This window comes from Priestia sp. TSO9, assembly GCF_021029645.1.
Taxonomy (GTDB): domain Bacteria; phylum Bacillota; class Bacilli; order Bacillales; family Bacillaceae_H; genus Priestia; species Priestia megaterium_E.
The window spans coordinates 175,352-195,918 of sequence record NZ_JAJEKD010000016.1; the positions used below are offsets into that span (position 1 = coordinate 175,352).

21 protein-coding genes are annotated in these 20,567 nt (G+C 37.9%); 4 read left to right on the forward strand and 17 right to left on the reverse strand.

The features are described 5' to 3' along the window. Nucleotides 1-219: 219 nt before the first annotated feature. Entirely contained in the window at nt 220-1,932 is a 1,713-nt protein-coding gene (locus LJC66_RS25815; RefSeq protein ID WP_230933794.1) for a high affinity choline transporter 1, read from the reverse strand. 629 nt (nt 1,933-2,561) lie between these two features. On the opposite strand from LJC66_RS25815, the gene betB reads away from it, so the two are divergent. Then, nucleotides 2,562-4,052: a betaine-aldehyde dehydrogenase gene (gene betB / locus LJC66_RS25820; protein WP_230933795.1), complete on the forward strand. Its 1,491-nt coding sequence runs from the start codon at nt 2,562-2,564 to the stop codon at nt 4,050-4,052. Nucleotides 4,053-4,073: 21 nt separating this feature from the next. Continuing rightward, entirely contained in the window at nt 4,074-5,276 is a 1,203-nt protein-coding gene (gbsB, locus tag LJC66_RS25825; RefSeq protein ID WP_195695698.1) for a choline dehydrogenase, read from the forward strand. A 42-nt stretch (nt 5,277-5,318) separates the two neighbouring features. Here gbsB and cudC read toward each other — a convergent pair whose 3' ends face one another. The 15 genes from cudC to LJC66_RS25900 all read right to left on the reverse strand — a co-directional run bounded on the left by cudC (nt 5,319) and on the right by LJC66_RS25900 (nt 17,191). Further along, nucleotides 5,319-5,873, reverse strand: a complete 555-nt coding sequence (cudC, locus tag LJC66_RS25830) for a choline uptake/conversion transcriptional regulator CudC (RefSeq protein ID WP_195695697.1) — start codon at nt 5,871-5,873, stop codon at nt 5,319-5,321. Nucleotides 5,874-6,101: 228 nt separating this feature from the next. After that, on the reverse strand, nt 6,102-6,332 hold the full coding sequence (csrA, locus tag LJC66_RS25835) for a carbon storage regulator CsrA (protein ID WP_013085431.1): 231 nt from the start codon (nt 6,330-6,332) through the stop codon (nt 6,102-6,104). A 24-nt stretch (nt 6,333-6,356) separates the two neighbouring features. Then, complete coding sequence (fliW, locus tag LJC66_RS25840; RefSeq protein ID WP_050690875.1) at nt 6,357-6,779, reverse strand: flagellar assembly protein FliW; 423 nt, start codon at nt 6,777-6,779, stop codon at nt 6,357-6,359. 81 nt (nt 6,780-6,860) lie between these two features. Next, nucleotides 6,861-7,742 carry a flagellar hook-associated protein FlgL gene (flgL, locus tag LJC66_RS25845; RefSeq protein WP_195695696.1) on the reverse strand — a complete coding sequence of 294 codons (882 nt, stop codon included), beginning with the start codon at nt 7,740-7,742 and terminating at the stop codon, nt 6,861-6,863. 2 nt (nt 7,743-7,744) lie between these two features. Beyond that, the gene (gene flgK / locus LJC66_RS25850; protein WP_230933796.1) at nt 7,745-9,265 is read right to left on the reverse strand and encodes a flagellar hook-associated protein FlgK; all 1,521 of its coding nucleotides are present in this window, start codon (nt 9,263-9,265) and stop codon (nt 7,745-7,747) included. A gap of 18 nt (nt 9,266-9,283) precedes the next feature. Continuing rightward, nucleotides 9,284-9,745 (reverse strand): flagellar protein FlgN, encoded by a 462-nt coding sequence (locus LJC66_RS25855; RefSeq protein WP_230933848.1) that lies wholly within the window; start codon nt 9,743-9,745, stop codon nt 9,284-9,286. A gap of 21 nt (nt 9,746-9,766) precedes the next feature. After that, on the reverse strand, nt 9,767-10,021 hold the full coding sequence (gene flgM / locus LJC66_RS25860; RefSeq protein WP_014457790.1) for a flagellar biosynthesis anti-sigma factor FlgM: 255 nt from the start codon (nt 10,019-10,021) through the stop codon (nt 9,767-9,769). Between the two features lie 159 nt (nt 10,022-10,180). Next, a complete protein-coding gene (locus tag LJC66_RS25865; protein ID WP_050690872.1) occupies nt 10,181-10,594 on the reverse strand; it encodes a TIGR03826 family flagellar region protein in 414 nt (137 codons plus the stop codon). 61 nt (nt 10,595-10,655) lie between these two features. Continuing rightward, complete coding sequence (locus LJC66_RS25870; RefSeq protein ID WP_230933797.1) at nt 10,656-11,291, reverse strand: ComF family protein; 636 nt, start codon at nt 11,289-11,291, stop codon at nt 10,656-10,658. A gap of 53 nt (nt 11,292-11,344) precedes the next feature. Next, complete coding sequence (locus LJC66_RS25875; RefSeq protein WP_230933798.1) at nt 11,345-12,853, reverse strand: ATP-dependent helicase ComFA; 1,509 nt, start codon at nt 12,851-12,853, stop codon at nt 11,345-11,347. 79 nt (nt 12,854-12,932) lie between these two features. Then, nucleotides 12,933-13,778 (reverse strand): DegV family protein, encoded by an 846-nt coding sequence (locus LJC66_RS25880; RefSeq protein WP_050690870.1) that lies wholly within the window; start codon nt 13,776-13,778, stop codon nt 12,933-12,935. A gap of 106 nt (nt 13,779-13,884) precedes the next feature. Then, entirely contained in the window at nt 13,885-14,322 is a 438-nt protein-coding gene (locus LJC66_RS25885; protein WP_230933799.1) for a YaaR family protein, read from the reverse strand. A 147-nt stretch (nt 14,323-14,469) separates the two neighbouring features. After that, the gene (gene fliS / locus LJC66_RS25890; protein ID WP_195696993.1) at nt 14,470-14,859 is read right to left on the reverse strand and encodes a flagellar export chaperone FliS; all 390 of its coding nucleotides are present in this window, start codon (nt 14,857-14,859) and stop codon (nt 14,470-14,472) included. 422 nt (nt 14,860-15,281) lie between these two features. Next, on the reverse strand, nt 15,282-15,965 hold the full coding sequence (locus LJC66_RS25895) for a response regulator (RefSeq protein WP_013059772.1): 684 nt from the start codon (nt 15,963-15,965) through the stop codon (nt 15,282-15,284). A 77-nt stretch (nt 15,966-16,042) separates the two neighbouring features. Then, the gene (locus LJC66_RS25900) at nt 16,043-17,191 is read right to left on the reverse strand and encodes a sensor histidine kinase (RefSeq protein ID WP_013059773.1); all 1,149 of its coding nucleotides are present in this window, start codon (nt 17,189-17,191) and stop codon (nt 16,043-16,045) included. 439 nt (nt 17,192-17,630) lie between these two features. On the opposite strand from LJC66_RS25900, the gene LJC66_RS25905 reads away from it, so the two are divergent. Further along, nucleotides 17,631-18,266 (forward strand): YigZ family protein, encoded by a 636-nt coding sequence (locus LJC66_RS25905; RefSeq protein WP_013085443.1) that lies wholly within the window; start codon nt 17,631-17,633, stop codon nt 18,264-18,266. A 195-nt stretch (nt 18,267-18,461) separates the two neighbouring features. Then, a complete protein-coding gene (locus LJC66_RS25910) occupies nt 18,462-19,460 on the forward strand; it encodes an LCP family protein (protein ID WP_045293761.1) in 999 nt (332 codons plus the stop codon). A gap of 38 nt (nt 19,461-19,498) precedes the next feature. On the opposite strand, the gene LJC66_RS25915 is transcribed toward LJC66_RS25910, so the two are convergent. Continuing rightward, complete coding sequence (locus LJC66_RS25915; protein WP_013059776.1) at nt 19,499-20,551, reverse strand: glycosyltransferase family 4 protein; 1,053 nt, start codon at nt 20,549-20,551, stop codon at nt 19,499-19,501. Between the last annotated feature and the right edge of the window lie 16 nt (nt 20,552-20,567).

The following is a 20,567-nucleotide window of genomic DNA, read 5'->3' on the forward strand; positions in this document are numbered from 1 at the left end:
ACTGCTTGTTACACCGCTGTCGATTTTTGTGCAAGGCTCGCTTTCTGCAAAAGTTTTCGCCTTGCCCTCCAATCAACAGCTAGAAGCATCTACATACATGAAACTTATATTCACTATAAATATGAAAAAATCCGAACGATTTGGATTCTCTATTAAGAATCTCGATTCATCGTTCGGATCTTTTTATAACGAAAATACTTTTGTCCCAGCCTCTTTTGATTATTTCTCAACCGATATGTCACGATGAAGATTTCGAAGCGGCTGAGGAGGGCAAATACGTCGCGTCGCGTAAGAAACGATAAAAATAGTTAACAACCCGCCTATCATCGCAAATGTACGAAACGGAAACATGACCACTCCGTCTTCAATCATCGGATATGGAAGCAGCGCTTTTAAATGAAGCAGCGGTTCTCCTCCACCGATTCGAAGAACAAGAGACACAATAAACCCAGCCAAAGATCCGTACCAGTTAGCTCCTTTAAAGAATAAAGCACAAACCAACTGCGGAAAAAGTATGCAATACACGAGGTCCCCTGATAAATACCATAAAGAGTAGACACTCTCAGAGTTTAAAGCAATTAGAGTTGCTCCCGTGCCAATGATAATGATAGAACGTTTAATAACTTTATCTAACTGCGCCTGTGTCGCATTTGGTTTTACAATCGGACGATACACGTTCCAGGCTGCCATCCCCGAAGCTGAAAGTAACGAAGCCGCTACTGCAGCCATGACGGCAGCAGCTAGTCCTCCAAGCGCAATCGCTCCTACTAAATCAGGCGTTAGATATTTAAATACGTATGTTAAAATCATAGACGCGCTCTCAGGGCTTGACGCTCCAAATGAAGCCCAGTCTGCACTATAACCTATCATCCCTATTAAAGTTGGAGGTAAGGCCGCTAACGCGCAAAAGATGCCGGCTGTAATAGATAGCCACATTGCTGCTTTTTCATTTTTAGCAGATAACACGCGCTGAAAATAAATTTGCCATGGAATGCCACCAAAAATAAGTAAAAATGTGCTATCCCACCATTGCCAATATGTATTTCCCCATTTTGGATCTTCCCAGCCTTTTAGTGGAGGAAATAAATGAAGAGAACCAGTCATACCTTCTGAATAAGTAGAAAAAACGGCTCCCACCCCTCCCGTATTCGAAAATGCAAAGGGAAGCACCAGAAATAATCCTAAAAACATAATAGAAAGCTGTAAGATATCGGTATGTGCTACTGCCCACAAGCCGCCGATCACGGTGTATGCAATGGCAATAAGTGCGGAAAGAATGATGGAAATTGAAAAACTGAGGCCTAAAATCACACCGAATGTTGTTCCTAAAGCAGTTAAGATAGCTGCGCTCCAAAACAGCTCTCCTAGTATAGCTGGAAAATAAAGAACCGTAGCCATTTTCTTACCGAAACGAGATTCTAGAGGATCGAGCATTGTCATAAACTCAAACCTTCTCATCTTTCTAGCAAAAAAGATACCGCCTAAAATTAAGCTGATTGAATAACACCATGGTGCTTGGGTCCAAGTCAGCCCTGAGGAATAAACGGTTTCGGCCGTTCCAGCAATATACCCTCCACCTACCCAAGTAGCGGTCATTGTGAACATTGAAATCCATAGCGGCATAGATCTTCCTGCAACAAGCATATCATCTGATTTTCCTTTTTTACTTGCAGCGGCTCGAGCACCAATAAAATAAATAACACCATACATAATGAACATTAAAATGAGGCCTGGCCAATAGAGATCTGGATTATAGAGAGAATAGATAAATGCGACAACCATAAAGATGGAAAATCCTATAATAGTTGTCCATAAGGGGGTTAGTAGACGGTTGTTCCTGTTTGATTTCCCTGAAAAGTCAGAAGTCTCATTCGACTTTTCAGGCCTGGCTTGTTGTGTGTCTGAACGAAATGGCTTTTTAGCATTTTGCATCGTCTCACATCCTTTAAATTGATAAAGAAATCTAAAGACATAATTGTCCTCTATTCCTTTTTCCTACCAGCATACAATTAAACCTAAAAATAGATTTTTTTAGAATAAAATATAAATAGTTGGATTATAAATACCAATACGAAGGGGAGAAATTACGTTTATATAATTATATTAAAATAATTTAAATTGACTTATTTTATTATTTCGCTAAAAACTCATAATTGTTTTCATCCTCTCTCTAAACTCCTTTCTTAATTTCTACATTCAAAATCCTTTGTTTCTCAAGGTTTGTATGCAAGCAGATATCGTACTATGGTTAATATATCTGAATGTTTAGGATATTGTCAAAAAAGTTTAAGTGTTTTCATATAAAAAAGAATAATATTCTCATAGCTCATACATAAAAAAACCTTTTGTATCAAGGGGCATAGCAATCAGTATTTTTTAATTACTTTTTGTTAAATTTTTTCTTAATATCCGAATAATAAGTTCTTAATAGAGAAGAAAATCAATTTAAATTCAGAACATTTAAAGTTTTTGTATTTGACTAAATTAAATAGCCGATGCTATAATTCGAATTGTTAAGAACGTTAAATATAAATTTAACAAATTCTATTATTTGGAGGTCGATGCTATTGGAACAAACACTTACGCTTGAGAAAATGCACATAAACGGCCAATGGGTTGAAGCACGCAGCGGCGAAAAAAGAGAGATTATAAACCCCTTTAATCAAGAGGTTATCGCTGTCGTTACAGAAGGAAATCGTGCTGATACTGTAGAAGCTATTGAAGCAGCTAGAAAAGCTTTTGATGCAGGTGAATGGTCTAAATTTACAGCGGCCCAAAGAGGTTCTTTACTATTTAAAGTAGCGGAAGAAATTCGTAATGATCGTGAAGAACTCGCTAAACTTGAAACCTTAAATACTGGAAAAACCCTCGTTGAAAGCCTGGCAGACATGGATGGGATTGCTGATGTCTTTCAATACTATGCTGGCTTAGCAGATAAAGATGGTGGACAAATGATTGAGTCACCTAATCCCGATTCTGTTAGCCGCGTTGTCCGCGAACCTGTAGGTGTATGCAGCCAAATTACTCCTTGGAATTACCCTTTATTGCAAGCCTCTTGGAAATTGGCTCCGGCACTTGCTGCTGGGAATACAATTGTTATTAAACCAAGCGAAATCACCCCTTTAACAACTATTCATATGATGAAAATTTTTGAAAGAGTTGGCTTTCCAGCAGGCGTCATTAACATTGTACTCGGCCCGGGTGCGACGGTTGGACAAGAAATGGCAGAAAGTCACTTAGTAGATTTAGTTTCCTTTACAGGTGGCGGTGTATCTGGACGTAAAGTCATGCAGGCTGCCGCAGGCAACTTCAAAAAAATCGCTCTTGAACTCGGTGGGAAAAATCCGAATATCGTCTTTGCTGACGCTGACTTTGACACTGCGGTTGACTATGCATTAAATGCGGTCTTCTTTCATGCTGGTCAAGTTTGTTCAGCTGGTGCGAGATTACTCGTTCAAGATGATATTCACGATAAATTTGTTGCAGCGGTTATTGAACAAGCAAAAAAAATTAAGCTAGGGGACGGCATGCACGAAGCCACTCAAATGGGACCCGTTATCTCAAAAGAACATCTAGCTAAAGTGGAACATTATATTGAGCTTGGCAAACAAGAAGGTGCTTCTCTTGTTTTAGGAGGCAAGCGTCCAACTCAAGAGTCTTTACAAAAAGGTTTATTCATTGAACCAACTATTTTTACAGACTGTCATGGAGATATGAAAGTTGTCCAAGAAGAGTCATTCGGTCCGATTATGACAATTGAGCGCTTCAGCACTGAAGAAGAAGCAGTCGCACTTGCTAACGATACAATCTATGGATTAGCTGGAGCTGTTTGGACAAGCGATATGAATCGAGCTGAACGTGTAGTGAAAGCCCTCCGTATGGGAACAACTTGGATTAACGATTATCATCCCTACTTCCCGCAGGCTCCTTGGGGAGGATATAAGCAATCTGGGATTGGAAGAGAGCTTAGCCACATTGGGCTAGAAGAATATACGGAAATTAAACATATTTATACGAATACAAATCCACAGCCAATGCGCTGGTTTCAATAAAATTCAAGGGGGAATGTAAAGATGTTTATGCGATTTGAAAGAATGGAACGTTTAAAAAGTTTTGAGATGCCAACGGTTGTAAAACATGGAATTGGTGCTGTTAAGCATACTGGAGAAGAAGTAAAAAACCTAGGTGTATCTAAGGTTTTACTAGTAACAGATCCTGGTGTAAAAAAAGTAGGTTTAGCAGACCCTGTAATCGCTAGTTTAAAAGAAGCGGACGTAGACGTTGTTTTATTTGACCAAGTAGAAGCCAACCCTTCTATTCACGTAGTAGCAGACGGCACAAAAATGTACAAAGAAAATGAATGCAACGGACTAGTAGCTGTTGGAGGCGGAAGCTCAATGGATACGGCAAAAGCTATTGGTGTAGAAGTAGCTCATAATGCTCCCGTCTTAGATTATGAAGCAGCTGAAGGAAAAAAACCTTTAACAAAACGTATCCCTCCTTTAACAACTATTCCTACAACTGCGGGTACAGGAAGTGAAGTCACACAATGGGCTGTCATTACAGATCCTGTTCGTGAGTTTAAGTTTAATACAGGTGGACCTTTAATTGCTGCTCACTTAACAATTATTGATCCAGAACTGCACGTATCTATGCCTTCACATATTACGGCCGGTACAGGAATTGACGCATTAGCTCATGCAATTGAATGTTATACATGTCACTTTGCACAACCAATGACAGACTCTGTTGCTTTATTGGCTATTGAGTACGTTGGAAAATACTTACGACGTGCAGTTGCAAATGGACAGGACATCGAAGCACGCTATGGAATGGCGCATGCAGCTATGCTTGCTGGCCTTTCATATGGAAGTGAATCTGCAGGAGCAGCTCACGCGATGGCACAAACATTAGGAGGCATTTATCCAATTGCCCATGGCCCTTGCGTAGCAGCTATGCTAGGTCCTGTAATGGAATATAACTGGATGGGCGAGCCTGAAAAATTTGCGCGCATAGCTCAAGCTTTAGGAGTTAATACACATGAATTAACGCTTGAAGAAGCAGCTCAAGCAGCTGTTCGTGAAGTATATCAACTAGTTAAAGATGTACAAATCCCTTCTTTAGAAGAACAAGGTGTTCCAAAAGAAGCAGTTTCTCGCTTAGCTCAAGAAGCATTTAATGATCCACAAACGGTTGGTAACCCTCGTGATTTAACTGTAAAAAGTTACGAATGGATTTATAACCGCTGTTTTGAAGCTACACCATTAACCGTATAAAAATGATAAAAAGGCTGTTGATTTTTCAACAGCCTTTTTTATTTACTCTTTCGCTAATTCTTCATTTAAAATATCGATGATTCTTCGGTCGTCAAAAACTTTCACTACTTTTTTCAAGAAATGATAATAATGTTTGGACTCTATAATCTGCGCTAAATTACGCTTTGCTTTTACTGTGATCTCCTCAGGCACATCTTCATCATTTAAGAGAAGCTGCAGCTTGTTTTCCGCTTCTTCGATTGCCTCTAAATTAACTGAAATTTCTCTTTGCCACTTCTTACAGAAAAATGAAAAAAAGGACTTAGAAAAATCTTTTTCTGCTTCATATAAGTCTTTTCGAACACCTTTTTTCCACACTTTGTGGACCATATCAATATTTTGCAGTGAACGAATGGATGTACTCATCGTTGGTTTACTCATACCCAATTCTTCACTCATTTGATCTAACGTAACCGGCTCATCCATAAAATAAAGCATGCCATACAGCCTTCCTACTGAAGGTGTGACCCCATATAAATCCATCGTATCAGCTAAAGCGCTGACAACCACATCTTCTGCTTCTTTTAATAAATCATGATACTCTTGAACATCACTCATTTACTCTTCTCCTCTTTTGTTAAATTTATTTGAATTATACTTAATAAATTTAATGATACACGATAAAAAGGAAAAAAACAGAAATTCAGTTTAATTTTTTTGATAAAAAAGAAGCCTTTCTCTTGAAGAGAAAGGCTTAAGACATAGTGGGGAATACTATATGTTTATCTTTCCCGATTTAGATATTATTTATACCGTATATTTTTGATTATTTTCTAACTGATCGTTTTATTTCTTTTTTGGTAATTGTTTTAGCATATCAATAGCATGTAATGTAATTTGAGAAGCACTTTTATTTTCGTTACGTATTTCTTCATAAATCTCTTGTCTATGAATATCTACAGACTTTGGAGCTTGAATTCCTAACTTTACTTGATCACCATTAACTGCAAGGACGGTCACTTCAATTTCATCACCTATTTTGATTGTTTCATTTAACTTTCGTGTTAAAACAAGCATGGACTCACTCCTTATCTATTCCTCTTACTCAAATAACCTGTGCTTCGTTTCGTAAGCTGTATTCATTAAAATCACTTGCTTAGCAAGCTGTTGCTTTGTATTAATAATAACAGGAGCCTGCAAATTAGCCGTTATATTTTCCACAGAATCTGACATCGTAAGCAATACGTAAACAGCTGCATCTTCCGCTTGTTGTAATTGAAGCTTTTCGATTTCCTGAGGTTCTAGTTGAAAATCATAATCTAAAAAAAACTGAAATGGATCCGTGATAATAAAAGCTAATTCTTTGGTTTGAATAGACTGCAGAACTTGGAAAGCTTCGGCTTCGGGAAGTGGTAAAATAACGAATTCAGTTTCTTCCAAAAAACCTGGAATCCCTTGATTGAATGTCAGTGTTTGCTGATTATCTATTTCTATATCTCCATGGTAGCTTGTTGAAATTTTCATCTCATCACACCTTTGCTAATTGATTTTTTCTTGTTATCTTTTTTCATTGTAAAAAAGCTCCTTCTGTTTAGAAGGAACTTTTTAACGCAAGAAATCTAGCAGCGTAGGCTGAATAATTTGAGCCCCTACTCCTAAAGCAGCACGATGCACGCTTTCTTGTACGGTTAAATCCGTAATGACTTTTTCAATATCTGCATCTTCATTATTTGAAAGCATCTTAGTAGCTGTAATTTCCTGTGAATCAAGGCGGTTTTCGATCAGCTCAAGCCGATTGCTCCTTGCTCCCAATTCAGATCGCTCTGCTAATAGCGTAGACAGCTGCGTATCTACCTGTGTAGAGAGATCTTTTAGTGAGTTGACATCGTTTTGTTCAAAGGCTGTTTGAACATTGTTCATTAAGTCGAATGCACCTTGTCCAAAAATGTTTTCAGGATGAATATTGACTCTCAGCTGGATACCTTTTGATACTTCAACTGAAAAAGGATCCAGGTTAATGTTCGATTCTATTATACCGCTTGCACTCTCACTTATAGGCGCTGCTCCTACATTTACACCGTTAAAGATATAGTTTCCTGCCACCTGCGTATTGCCTACTTGCATATAATCCAGCTTTAACTGTTCAATTTCACGTGCAATCGCTTGGCGGTCATCACTTTCATTCGTACCGTTTAACCCTTGCACGACCAGCTCTTTAGTGCGCTGAAGAATGGAGTTGACTTGTTCAAGTCCTGATTCTGAACTATCAAACCAAGACTGTGCCTCTGTTAAATTACGTTTATATTGATTTACTTCAGAAAGATTCGAACGATAAGCCATTCCTTTAGTAGCCACTACCGGGTCATCGGAAGGACGAGTAATTTTCTTTCCCGTTGATAATTGGTTTTGAAGTGTTTCCAGCTTATTATAGCTATTGCTAATCTGTTTTAACGAATTAGCCGCTAACATTCCTTGTGTGACGCGCATCTTTACCTTCCTCCAGTTCCAAGACCGTTTACAATTTTATCAAGCATTTCATCAATCATAGTCACCATACGGGCACTAGCGTTATAAGCATGCTGAAACTGAATCATATTGGTCATCTCTTCATCTAATGAAACTGCACTGATAGACTGTCGCCTTTGCTCTACAGCTCCCTGAAGGGTTTCTGAATTACTTTTTAAGCGGGTGGCTTGTTGGGCATCTACTGACATTTGGCCAATAACAGATTGATAAAAGCCATCTAGGGAAACAGCTTGATTCCCGGAATTAATAAGCACCTTTTGACGAAATTGAGACAATAGCTGAGCATTTTGTCCATCTCCTTTGCGGCCAGTTCCATCATCTCCAGAGGAGGCCGAAGCAGCAGCAATATTGTTTGTGTTTTGTTTAATTTTATCAGCAATAACAATTTCAGTTGCAGCCCCTTCTCTCTGAGAAATCTCATTAAAAAAGGACATACCAGTTTCACCATCTAGCGTGACACCTTGTTGGTGCTTATCATTAAACCAGTTCACAAACTCATATGCCATTTCATCTAAATCATCAATCATTGAAGCGTAAACACCTGTTTTATTACCACTATTATCTATATATCCAGAAGCCTCAATTAACCCTTTAAGTTTTCCTTGAGGAAATGACTCAGGGTTCCGTATCTCATCCCCTATATGAATTTCCGTCACATAGGAATCTTGATTTGTTGCCAAACTGATGGCATTTACTTGATGAGTTTTCCCATCTAAAAGAGTAATAGGCCCTTGAGACGCTTGAAGCTGAACTGTTACCACTCCTTCTGACGTTGCAGAAGCGTTCCCGCTGCTTTTTGTATACTCTAAAGAAACCGGCATAAATTTAGAGATCTCATCTAGCAACCGATCTCTTTCATCATACAAATCATTAGGCAAATAGCCATTCGGTTCTACCTTTTGTATTTGTTGGTTCACGTTATTTATTTGCTCTAGCAAAGAATTCACTTGTGTTACGGCTACGTCACGCTCGTTTTGTAAATCACCTTGAATCGTTTTTAGAGAAGTAGATAAATAAGAGAAGGTATCGCCTACTGCTTCAGCTCGTTCAATCATAACAGACCTGGCTCCTGCTTCAGAAGGGTGTGAAGCTACATCTTGAATGGACTCAAAAAATTGATTAAAAACAGCTGAAAGTCCATCTTCAGTAGGTTCATTCATAATTTCCTCCATTTTTTCAAGAGCACCAGCGCGTGCATCCCAATACCCCACTTTAATGGTTTCATCTCGATACTGAGTATCTAAAAATGTATCCCGTATTCGCTCTACCGTGCTGGCTTCTACTCCCATTCCTATTTGACCCGCAGTTCCAGTCTGATTCATCCCTGGGGCTGGATAAGCTGGGAACGTTTCTAAACTTACTCGCTGACGCGTATAGCCCGGCGTATTTGCATTAGATACGTTATGGCCAATCGTGTAAAGAGCCGCTTGTTGGGCATCCATTCCTCGTTTAGCCACCTGCAAACCATGAAATGTTGAACTCATTCTGCTTTCCTCCGTTCTTTATGCCTTCGAATTAAAAATAGAGTTGGACTGAAACGATCTATTATTTGTTTTTGTGTAATTGAACGAATCCTCTCGTTTCGATGGAACAAGAAGGTCTAGTTCGGTATGAATCAGCTGCAAAGACTGTGTAAGCAGCTGATTGTTCAAGTCATTTGCATACTTTATATCTTGAATTATATCTATTAGTTGTTTTTGAAAGGGTATCAAGATGGAGTATTCAGAGAATGAGCCTGCTATTTCTTCAATGGAGCGAGCAGCATTTCCTCTTTTTTCCATCACTTCTATACGTTTTGTTTCCAGTGCAGAAATAGCAGCTATATGAGATTGCTCTTTTTGCAAAGAAGCCGTCAATGCCTTTACATCCTGGTTAATAATGAAATTCGTTTTCTCTTTAACAATGACAGACAAACTTTTGTGAAGCGTTACTTGTTTTTCTAGTATCGTTTGAATTTCTTGCACGTTCAATCAATGTCAGTCCTTTTATTTTTTATAGAAATCTACAATACTTTTAGCAATTTCTTTTCCGTTAATTTCGTACGTTCCGCTGTTAATTTGCTGTTTTAGTTTCTCTAATTTTTCAAGTCTTTCTGGAGATGGTTCATTTCCCTGAAGTTTCTTCGCCTCAGATGAAATATGAATCTGATCTTGTGGATTCTTTTTAGAGACCTGTTCTGTTTTTTCTGATTGTTTTTTGTACGGATTTATTCCAAATAAGTTCGATGGGTTAATCTTCATCTCTCTCACCTCTTTTTATATTTGTATCCGTTATCTCTATTCATTATATCGGAATTTCCATCTAAACCTTTAGCATCGGCAAGGAAGTTGAGACCATTTTCACAGTCCTCCTTAAACATAGGTCTATAGATAGAGAACCTGCAAACACTCAGCATACTTTTACTCTTTTTTCCTTTCGTTAGAACGATAGGTGGGACGCGTCGGCTCTTCATTTGAACGAATCATCTCACGGTTATGCTTTTCTAACCCATGTTTAATTTCTTGAGAGCATGAATAGCAAAGTTTCCCTTCTCGAATCTGAGCATTGCATTGCATGCATGGATAGCTTATGTTTGGAAAATTAGTTAGCACTAAGCGACCTTGTCGAATAAATTGATGAATTAACGAATCTGAAACGCCCGTTTCTTTCATCACTTCGTGAGTCGTTGCTGTACGATTTGCTCTTTTCTTCAAGAATGAAGAAACACGTTGAAACAGAGCTTCTTCTTTATCAAAACACGATTTACATATGTTTATTGATCCATTTTTTACAAATAAATGACCGCATTCCCTGCAATTATCTAACGTTCCCATATTCGAAACTCCTCATTTGTTTTTTATTTTACTATCGGTCAAAGTTTTAAATTATACATCTTCATGCACGAATTAAAGTGAGCGAACGAACTGAACGTGCACCAGCTTCCTGCAAGCAATTTGCCGCTTGGCGCACGGTTGCTCCTGTTGTATAAATGTCATCAATCAAGAGAAATTCTTGATTCGTAACCATTGAGGAATCGACTACTTTAAATTCCAGCCTTTCTGCCAGCCGACTTCGCCTATTTTTTTTTGATTGCTTTGTTCCTGAACAGCGAACAAGAGGCATTTCTATGTTGTCACTGATCAGTTCAGCTAGCGCTAAAGATTGGTTAAACCCTCTCTCATATAATCTCTCGTCCGTTAAAGGTATAGGAACTAGTATAGCTTTTGGATTACATTCTTTTTTATAGAACTTATACCACTGCTCTTTGAATGCTTGGATAATTTCATAATCTCCTTGAAATTTAAAACGTTCTATTATGCTTTGCATAAAATCATTGTACGTATAAAGAGAACGGTTAAAAAAAGAAGCATCATTCCATTTCTGACAGTCCATACATGTGTCTAGCTCATAATGAGAAGGAGCCAGGTCTGCAAGAGAACGGCCGCATCCCCTGCAAATGCTGCTGGTGATGATGGGACATCTTTGCAAGCAAACAGCGCAAATCCTGTCCGTTGAAGAAGGTTTTAACAATGACCTCCAATCGAAAGAAAAGACAAGAGGTTCAAAACAAATCAGACATATTGTCATTGATCAATCAGCCCTTCCTTATAAGCTAGAGCATTCATATATTCAATATGTTCTTTTGCTTTTCGCATAGACAAAGACTGCCCATAATGAAAAAAGACCACGTCTCCTGTTGGAAATTGAGCGCTCCTCCCTACTCTTCCTGAAATTTGGACCAGAGCACTTTCAGTAAAAATCGTTTCTTCTGCTCCCAATACTGCAACATCTATGTTGGGAACCGTTACGCCTCGCTCTAATATTGTTGTCGTTACTAAAATAACTAGCTGTCCTTCTCTAAATTTCATTACTTTTTCTTTTCGCTGGGAATCTTCAGCATGGACACCGTCTACCTTTTCGGTCAGCTTTCGAATCATGTCTGTGATCGGAGTAATCCACTTAATTTGCGGGACGAAGATAAAGCATTGTTTCCCTTCATTTATTCTTTTTTTCAGCCATTTCTCAACATTAGCAGGCAAAGTATCTGTTTTCATTTTTTTCTTCCAATTGCCACACCATTCAAACCGAGGAACAGGAATAAGCATTCGGTGATAGCGGGCTGGAATTTTAACTACTTGTTTTTTTCCTTGCTCAACTTCTTTTTTTAATGATTCACTTGGAGTCGCTGTTAAATAAATCTTTGATGCAGCGTGTTTAGCTGCTTTTGCAACAGCATAGTGCAGCATAGGCTCTGTCGAATACGGGAATGCATCTACTTCGTCAATAATCAGCACATCGAATGCTTGATAATAATGCAGAAGTTGATGAGTCGTGGAAATAATAAGAGAGGATTCATGAAAACGGTCTTCGCTGCCTCCATACATAGCCAGCACAGATATATCCGGAAATGCCGATTGAATTCTTGGCTTTAACTCAATAACCACATCTGTTCTTGGAGTAGCAATGCAGACTTTCTTTCCGCTGTTCAACGCTGATTCAATACCTTTAAATAAAATTTCCGTTTTTCCTGCTCCGCAAACAGCCCAAATTAACAGCTCTTCATCCTTTTTTATAGCTTGAATGAGTTCATTTGAAGCACGTTCTTGAGCTTTAGACAGCGTTCCTTTCCAATTCATCACGCTGCTTTTTGGCAGGACATTGCTTGCTGGGCCTTCCCAGTTTATAAAGGGTGTGCACTCACTTACTTTGCCCATTACAATACATGCTCGGCAATAGTAGCACTCCTGGTGACATCTACTGCATGGAAATGAAGCAAAATAAAAGGGGCTATCACTTCCACACCGGTTGCATTTATATCCGTTTTCTTTCTGAGTAAGTGCTTTTTGATAGGAAATATATCCGTTTAGATAATGTTCATGAATGAGAGATAAAGGATAGGGAGTCTGAGTTAGTAGAAGCTGCTTTCCGCTTAGAGAGCGCTGAAGACCTAAAGAGTAAGGGTATGAAGGATTTAAAGGTGGAGTTCTCCACGTATTGATTTTTGAGAGAGGAAAAGCAGCTGGGCTAGGTACTTGAACAGGATCTAGCAATTCTTGTTTAACAGTAAAAAGCATATCTTCATTCCTTTCCATGTTTATCGTACACATCTATATACGCAAAAAAAGGTGTTTTTTCCTGCAAAAAAACCAAATCAAATGATTTGGTTTTCGGTTACTTTTTATACCAGCCTATACCGATGGCACCTTCACCTAAATGTGTGCCAATGACAGCGCCAAAATAAGAAAGGCTCCATTCAATATAAGGATATTCTTGTTCTAACTCTCGTTGAATTTCTTTTGCTTCATTTTCACGATTAGAATGAATAACTACAGCCTTCATAGGTACGTTTTCTTTTGCATCCTCATCAAGAAGCTCCGTGATTCGTTTTAACGCTCGCTTACGCGTACGAATTTTTTCAAACGGAACAATTTTTTTAGATTCAAAATGGAGCACGGGCTTTACTTGAAGCAGACTTCCGATAATAGCCTGAGCAGCATTTAGGCGACCTCCACGCTGCAAGTGAGATAAATCATCTACCATAAAATACGCACGCATTGATAGTTTCATCTCTTCAAAACGCGCAATGATTTCGTCAGGATGTTTATTTAATCGGACCATCTCGGCTCCTTCAATCGCATAAAAGCCTTGAACCATACAGCTGATTTCTGAATCAAATACGTGCACATCAAAGTCTTCTACCATGCTACCTGCTGTCAAAGCACCCTGATACGTTCCGCTAATTCCACTAGATAACGTAATAACGATAGCAGCATCGAATTGATCTCGTTTTAACTGTTCAAACAACTCTACAAATTCTCCGATAGCAGGCTGAGAAGTAGTTGGAAGATTTTTTGCTTCTTTAATTTTTTCAAAATATTGATCGGCAGTCATATCTACTTCTTCACGATATGTTTCTTCACCAAAAATAACGCTTAGCGGTACCATATGTATATGATAGTTTGATCGAATTTCCTCTGATATATAGGCGGTACTATCTGTAATAATTGCTGTTTTCATAAGATAGGGATCCATCCTTTGTTATATAAAATAATTTCACTCTATTCTACAACATTTAGGATTAAAATGCATGTAACGAGAGGTTTACCTCTTAGTAAAGGTTCCCTCACGTATACATATTAATTAACAAACCTTGAATTTCTCCAACCCGCTTGAGTAAATTTAAACTGTTTTTTTCTTTTTGAAGGATATCATTTGTCAAGTCAACTAGTTTTGTATCCACTTCTTTCACTAATTTATATACTTTAGTCGTTCCTCTATGATTAAACCCTCTTTCTTCATGCAGTTCAAAACCATTTTTAACGACTTCGTTCATAAACTGCTTCACAAGCGTCTTGTATTTCCGCAAAGAATCAATAGTTTGATTTTTCACTAACTGCTTTCCCTGTTCTTCAATTTTATTTATCACTTGAGTTAAATGTTCATTGGTTAGTTCTTTTTGTTTCTTGGCCATTACTCCTGTAAATGAACCCGAACCACTTACTTCTTTTTCTCTAATGAGATTCACTGAAGAAGAAAGACCGTTAATTCGCTGTACCTTCACTATGTATCTCTCCTTTCTCTGTTAGCATACACTTCATTTAATTTAGACTTTTAGATGCGCCAGCTTGATTAGGTGAAAGTTTCGAGAGGCATCCGATGCGTGGATATAATGATTATCCTCTAGCTAAGAGTGATACTTATATGCTGTTCATATTTTTCGGGGCGTAGAGGTAACTTTAGGCGTTGCTTTTAATACTTCATTCCAAACGTTAGAAAGCTTCTTCATCATTTGTTGAACTTCACATAAAATAAACGTATCTTTTTTTAAATTAGCCATAATTAATCGCTCAGACATATAGTTGTAAAGAGTAGCTAACTGCTCTGCAATGATACCTGCTTGATATGTTAAGCCAATTCCTAGCCGATATAAAATATCGTTGCACTGTTTAATTTTTTCATTCGCTATAAAATAATCGCTGTGTTGAATTGCTATAACAGCTTCATCAATATTTTGAATAAATTTTTCATACATCATAGCTGTTAGCTCTTGCGGAGATTTATGATAGATTAATTCTTCCGTTATAAAATTCAGCTTCATCACCTTCTTGTCTTCTTTAAATCCGTTTTCTATTTATTTCACTAAAAGCTAGCTTTTAAATTTTTAAAGGACACCAGTTGAGGTTCGAATAAATTCTTCTACGGCCTCATATGTATCTGAATGTATTAAAGACCTTCTTTTACAAGAGCATGCATCAACTTGATGAACGTTGGTTGGAGGTATGGATGCTTTCTTCGAAGGTTGTAGGATCCTTAAGATTTCCTTTCTGCTTAAGTGAAGTTGAAGGACAAGTAAATGCACAAAGGTATCACCCTTCGCCTTCCTAAAAGATATTTTCTACCTTTAACTTATCGGTTGTTTTCCTCTCTCATTAAACATGACTTTTTACCCACAATTTCAAAAAAAGTTATAAAAAGAAAAAAAAAGTCCGATATACCTAGCGGTATATCAGACTTTTGGACTTACCTTACTTCTACCCAGCCGTTTTTAATTGCCACAACAACAGCTTGAGTACGATCATTTACATTCATTTTTTGTAAAATATTACTTACATGGTTTTTAACGGTTTTTTCACTAATATATAATGCTTCTCCGATTCCTCGGTTACTTTTACCATCAGCTAACAGTTGTAGCACTTCGCACTCACGACGTGTTAACAAATGTAGTGGACGGCGAATCTCAATTGGTTCGTGCGGATAAGAAGACGATTGTCCTTGAGCTGCTAGTCGACGGTACTCTTTTACTAAACTATGTGTTACTTTAGGGTGTAAATATGAACCACCTTCTGCAACTACTTTCACCGCCTCAATTAACGCATCCGCATCCATTTCTTTTAGCAGATAGCCTCGTGCACCTGTTTGTAAGGCATGAGTTACATATGTCTCATCATCATGGATAGATAAGATAATAACTTTAGCGTCCGGATTTACTTCTACAAGCTTTTTCGTAGCTTCTACACCATTTACAGCCGGCATGTTAATATCCATGATTACAACATCAGGTTGATGTTCTTCTACAAGGTCAATAACTTCGCTACCGTCGTCACCTTCTGCAACTACTTCAAAATCTTTTTCGAAATCTAAAATTCTTTTTACTCCTTCACGGAATAATTGGTGATCGTCGATTATGATAATTCTTGTCTGCATGTTTGATTCCTCCCCAAATCGAACAACAAATGTTTTACTCTATACTGACCCCTATTTATATACATATCTCTGCCTTTTTAAGCGGCTATAATCGGTACTTTAATCATAACAAGCGTGCCTTGGTTAATTTTCGAATGAACAGAAATAGTCCCATCTAACAAATCAACACGCTCTTTCATTCCTATTAAGCCGAACGAATTCTCTTTTTTCTCTTCTTGATTAAAACCGCAGCCGTCATCTTTGACAAGCAAAATAGCGTGTTCATTGTTGAACTCTATCTTCACTTGGATTTCCGTCGCGTCTGCATGTTTTAATGCGTTCGTTACAGCTTCTTGCACTAGACGAAACAGCGCTACTTCTAATTTTGAAGCAGTTCGCTTCTCTTGTCCAATGGAAATAAACGTAATCCGAGGCTTGCCTTCGTTATAATCTTCGATTGTATCAAGATATTTACGCAGCGTCGGAATTAGACCTAAGTCGTCAAGTGCCATCGGTCTTAAATCATATATAATTCGACGCACTTCGTATAGGGCAGAACGAACCATTTTTCGTAAATCTCGAATTTCTTCCATCGCTTCTTTTGCACTACGTTCCCGGTAAATTCGGTCAATTAATTCCGATCTCATCATAACATTTGCAAGCATTTGAGCTGGGCCGTCATGGATCTCTCTTGACAAACGTTTTCGTTCCTCTTCCTGAGCTTCAATAATCCGAAAGCCAAAATACTCTTTTTGAATAGCATCTTCTACTATTTCCCCTACTTGTTTTAAATCACTTGTTAAATAATTTAACACAACGGAAATTTGACCTACTAGGTGATCTGCACGTTTAATCGTTTCTTCCAATGTAAGCAAGCGTCTTTCTAGTTCATCTCGACGATTACGCAGCTGATATTCGCTTTGCTGATTCATCAGCAGCTTGGTTTGTAATTCGTGTGCTTTTTCATAAGCGTCTTTTACTTCAGGCTCTGAATAAATTTGAAAATGTCGGCTCACATCAGACAAACGCTTTCGAGCCAACCTTGCCTGAGTTTCTAATTTATCGCCTTGCTCTATCGTCTCAAGAACTTTTCCTTTTAACACTTCTAACTCTTCTTTAATTTGCTGATATTCTTGTCTGGCATCTTCAGAAAGGCGATAGACTTCATTTTTACTATCTCCCACTGTGCCAATAATCTTCTCAAAAATTTCATCAAGTGCCTTGCTTGTTAATTTATGTTTCGACATTTACTCACCCCAAACTATACTCACATTCGGAGAAATGTCTATACGTTCATGCTATATATAGTATTCGTATGACCTATCTGAATTGTGAGGATAAGATCCATATTTTCTCCCTATCTGACTTTTTATATCCAAAAAGTAACGGTTGTTTTTAGTACCCTCAAACTCGACATCAATCGACGCTTGACTCGCGTTATTTGAATAGATTACCATTTACGCTCACTCTTCAACAGTGACTAACTGCCTGTTTAAATCATTTCATTATTTAGCTATACAAGTCTGCACACTCTTTTATTATAACGTATATTCTGTATAGCTTGTTCAAGTGATATTGAATTTGATTAATTGATGTCTTTTCATAAACATTTTATACTAATAGCAAGTAAACAGTACGTAAATACCCGTTTTTCTTCTATTTATAACGCTAAGGAGGATTTTTTGATTGTTATCACAATATTATACCGTAAAACAAGAAGGTTCACATGAAATCACTATTCAAAAATCTAGATTCATTTGTCATATGAAACGTGTAACAACTGAGGAAGAAGCTCAGCAATTTATTCAAGACATTAAAAAACAGCACTGGAATGCTACTCATAACTGTTCAGCTTACCTAATAGGAGAACGAGATCAATTTCAAAAAGCAAACGATGATGGAGAACCAAGTGGAACAGCAGGCGTACCGATGTTAGAAGTGCTTAAAAAGAGAGGCTTAAAAGATACGGTGGTCGTCGTTACGCGCTATTTCGGAGGCATTAAATTGGGCGCAGGTGGCTTGGTGCGCGCGTATGGAAAATCCGTTTCCGAAGCGTTAAATGAATTAGGTACAGTCAAACGAACTCTCATGGCGGTTATGCATACAACCGTTGACTATACATGGCTTGGAAAATTAGAAAATGAGCTTCGCAGTTCCGTTTATCTATTAAAAGAAATCCACTACGCAGACATGGTAGAGATTGAAACATTTGTAGAAGAAGCTCAAACAGAAGCATTTACTGAATGGATGACTGAGCTAACAAACGGCCAAGCAGATATCCGAGCAGGTGAGACGACCTATTTAGAAGAAGATGTAGAATGAATTATTTACTCTTATTAAAAAACATTGTACAATTGATAAATAGCGCAACTATTCTGATGGTTGCGCTACTTGTCAATGAGTAAAAACCTCGTAAAGACGTATAGCTTTAACGAGTTTGATTCATACATTCCAATTTATAACACATACTAAGTGTCACAATAAGTGTTCGAATATACGAATAAAAGGAGAAACCGTATGGCTCAATATAGACGTTTTCAAAAAAGAGTAAACAAACGGAAAAGAAAACGAAGGCTTTTTACATTTTTTCTGTTACCTATCCTTATTTTAGGGCTTTCTGCAACCGCTTATGGCTCTTATTTATTTGTTAAAGCTAAAACAGTAGCTTCTGATTCTTATGAAGGACTCGGAGAACGGGATAACTCTCCTATGCGTGATCGTAAAATCGATCCCAAAAAAGATGATATATCCATTTTATTTATGGGCGTAGATGATAGTGAAACCAGGAAGTTCGGAAAATCAGCCCGTACAGATGCTTTGATTTTGGCGACCTTTAACGAAACAAATAAAACCGTAAAGCTTGTAAGCATACCTCGAGATTCGCGGGTTTATATACCTGAAGTGAACAAAAAAGATAAAATTACTCATGCGCATGCGTACGGAGGTCCAAAAGCAACGGTAGAAACGGTAGAACAGCTGTTTAATGTCCCTGTTGATTACTATGTTAAAGTGAATTTTAAAGCTTTCACAGACATTGTAGACTCACTTGGGGGAATCGATTTTGATGTACCTTATGCGATGAGTGAAAAGGACTCAAAAGATCGTCATAATGCTATTGTCTTAAAACCAGGAAATCAACATTTAAATGGCGAAGAAGCGTTAGCTGTTGCTCGAACACGAAAACAAGACAACGATATTGAGCGAGGAAAAAGACAACAGCAGTTGATTGAAGCCATGATTAAAAAAGCTGCTTCCATTGGATCACTAAATAAATATGGCAATCTTATCGAAGCTGTTGGCGATAATATGAAAACGAATTTAATGTTCGGTGAAATGCTTTCGTTTTATGATTATGCTTCGAAAAAAGTAGACATCGAAACCATTAACTTAGACGGCAGCGATGAAAAAATTAACGGCGTTTACTACTTCAAACTAGACAATGATTCAGTAGAAAAAGTAAGTGAAAAGCTCCGCAAGCATTTAGGCATTGAATCAACTTCAGATACAACAGAATAATTAAAGAGACCTCTTGGATATCCAAGAGGTCTTTTTAATTAATTTTTTAAACGAAGTCCACGAACCATGTTGAGAATTGGCCTATATGTCTTATCAACTAGTCCTATCTTTTCAACGATAATTTCAATCGCTACAAGGAGGATAGCTAGTACAAGAAAAGACCCCCACATTGTTTGTACCTTTGAGAAGATAACTGCCGCTAAACCAAATATCGCACTCATTCCGTAAATAATTAAAACCGTTTGTCTATGGCTGTACCCTAAGCGCAACAAGCAATGATGCAAATGAGATTTATCAGGAGCCGATAGCGGTTGATTTTTTACGATTCGGCGAATAATAGCAAAGAACGTATCTGAAATTGGTACCCCTAAAATAATAACTGGAACAATGAAGGAAATAACCGCTACATTTTTAAATCCTAACAGAGACAATACAGAAATCATATAGCCTAAAAATAATGCTCCTGTATCCCCCATAAAAATCTTAGCGGGGTGAAAGTTGTAAAACAAAAATCCGAGCGTACTTCCCAATACGATGAAACCCATGCTTGTCACAAACACATTGCCCATCATAATAGCCATACCCGAGATGGTAATCAATACAATAGAGGAAACGCCGGCAGCTAATCCATCCAATCCATCAATTAAATTAATAGCATTGGTAATTCCTACAATCCATAATACCGTAATTGGAATACTTAACATTCCGAATTCTAATTTTCCGCCAAACGGCAAGTTAATGAAGTCAATTTGGACTCCACCGTATACAACAACAATTAATGTCGCTACTAGCTGACCGCCTAATTTGATTTTAGCGGATAGCTCAATCATATCATCTAAGACACCGGTAATGATGATAATGATGCTTCCGATTAAAATCGGCAGCGCATATTTACTGTCAGGCTGTAAAACGAGGTATCCAATAAGAAAACTAAAAAATATCGCCAAACCTCCAAGGCGAGGCATAATTTTTTGATGAACTTTTCGTTGATTTGGTTTATCCGTTGCACCTATTTTAAACGCCAGCTTCTTAACCAGCGGAGTGATCAGAATAGATGTAATAAAACAAATAAACAAGGTCAAATATAGCATGGAGACCCTCCTCAGG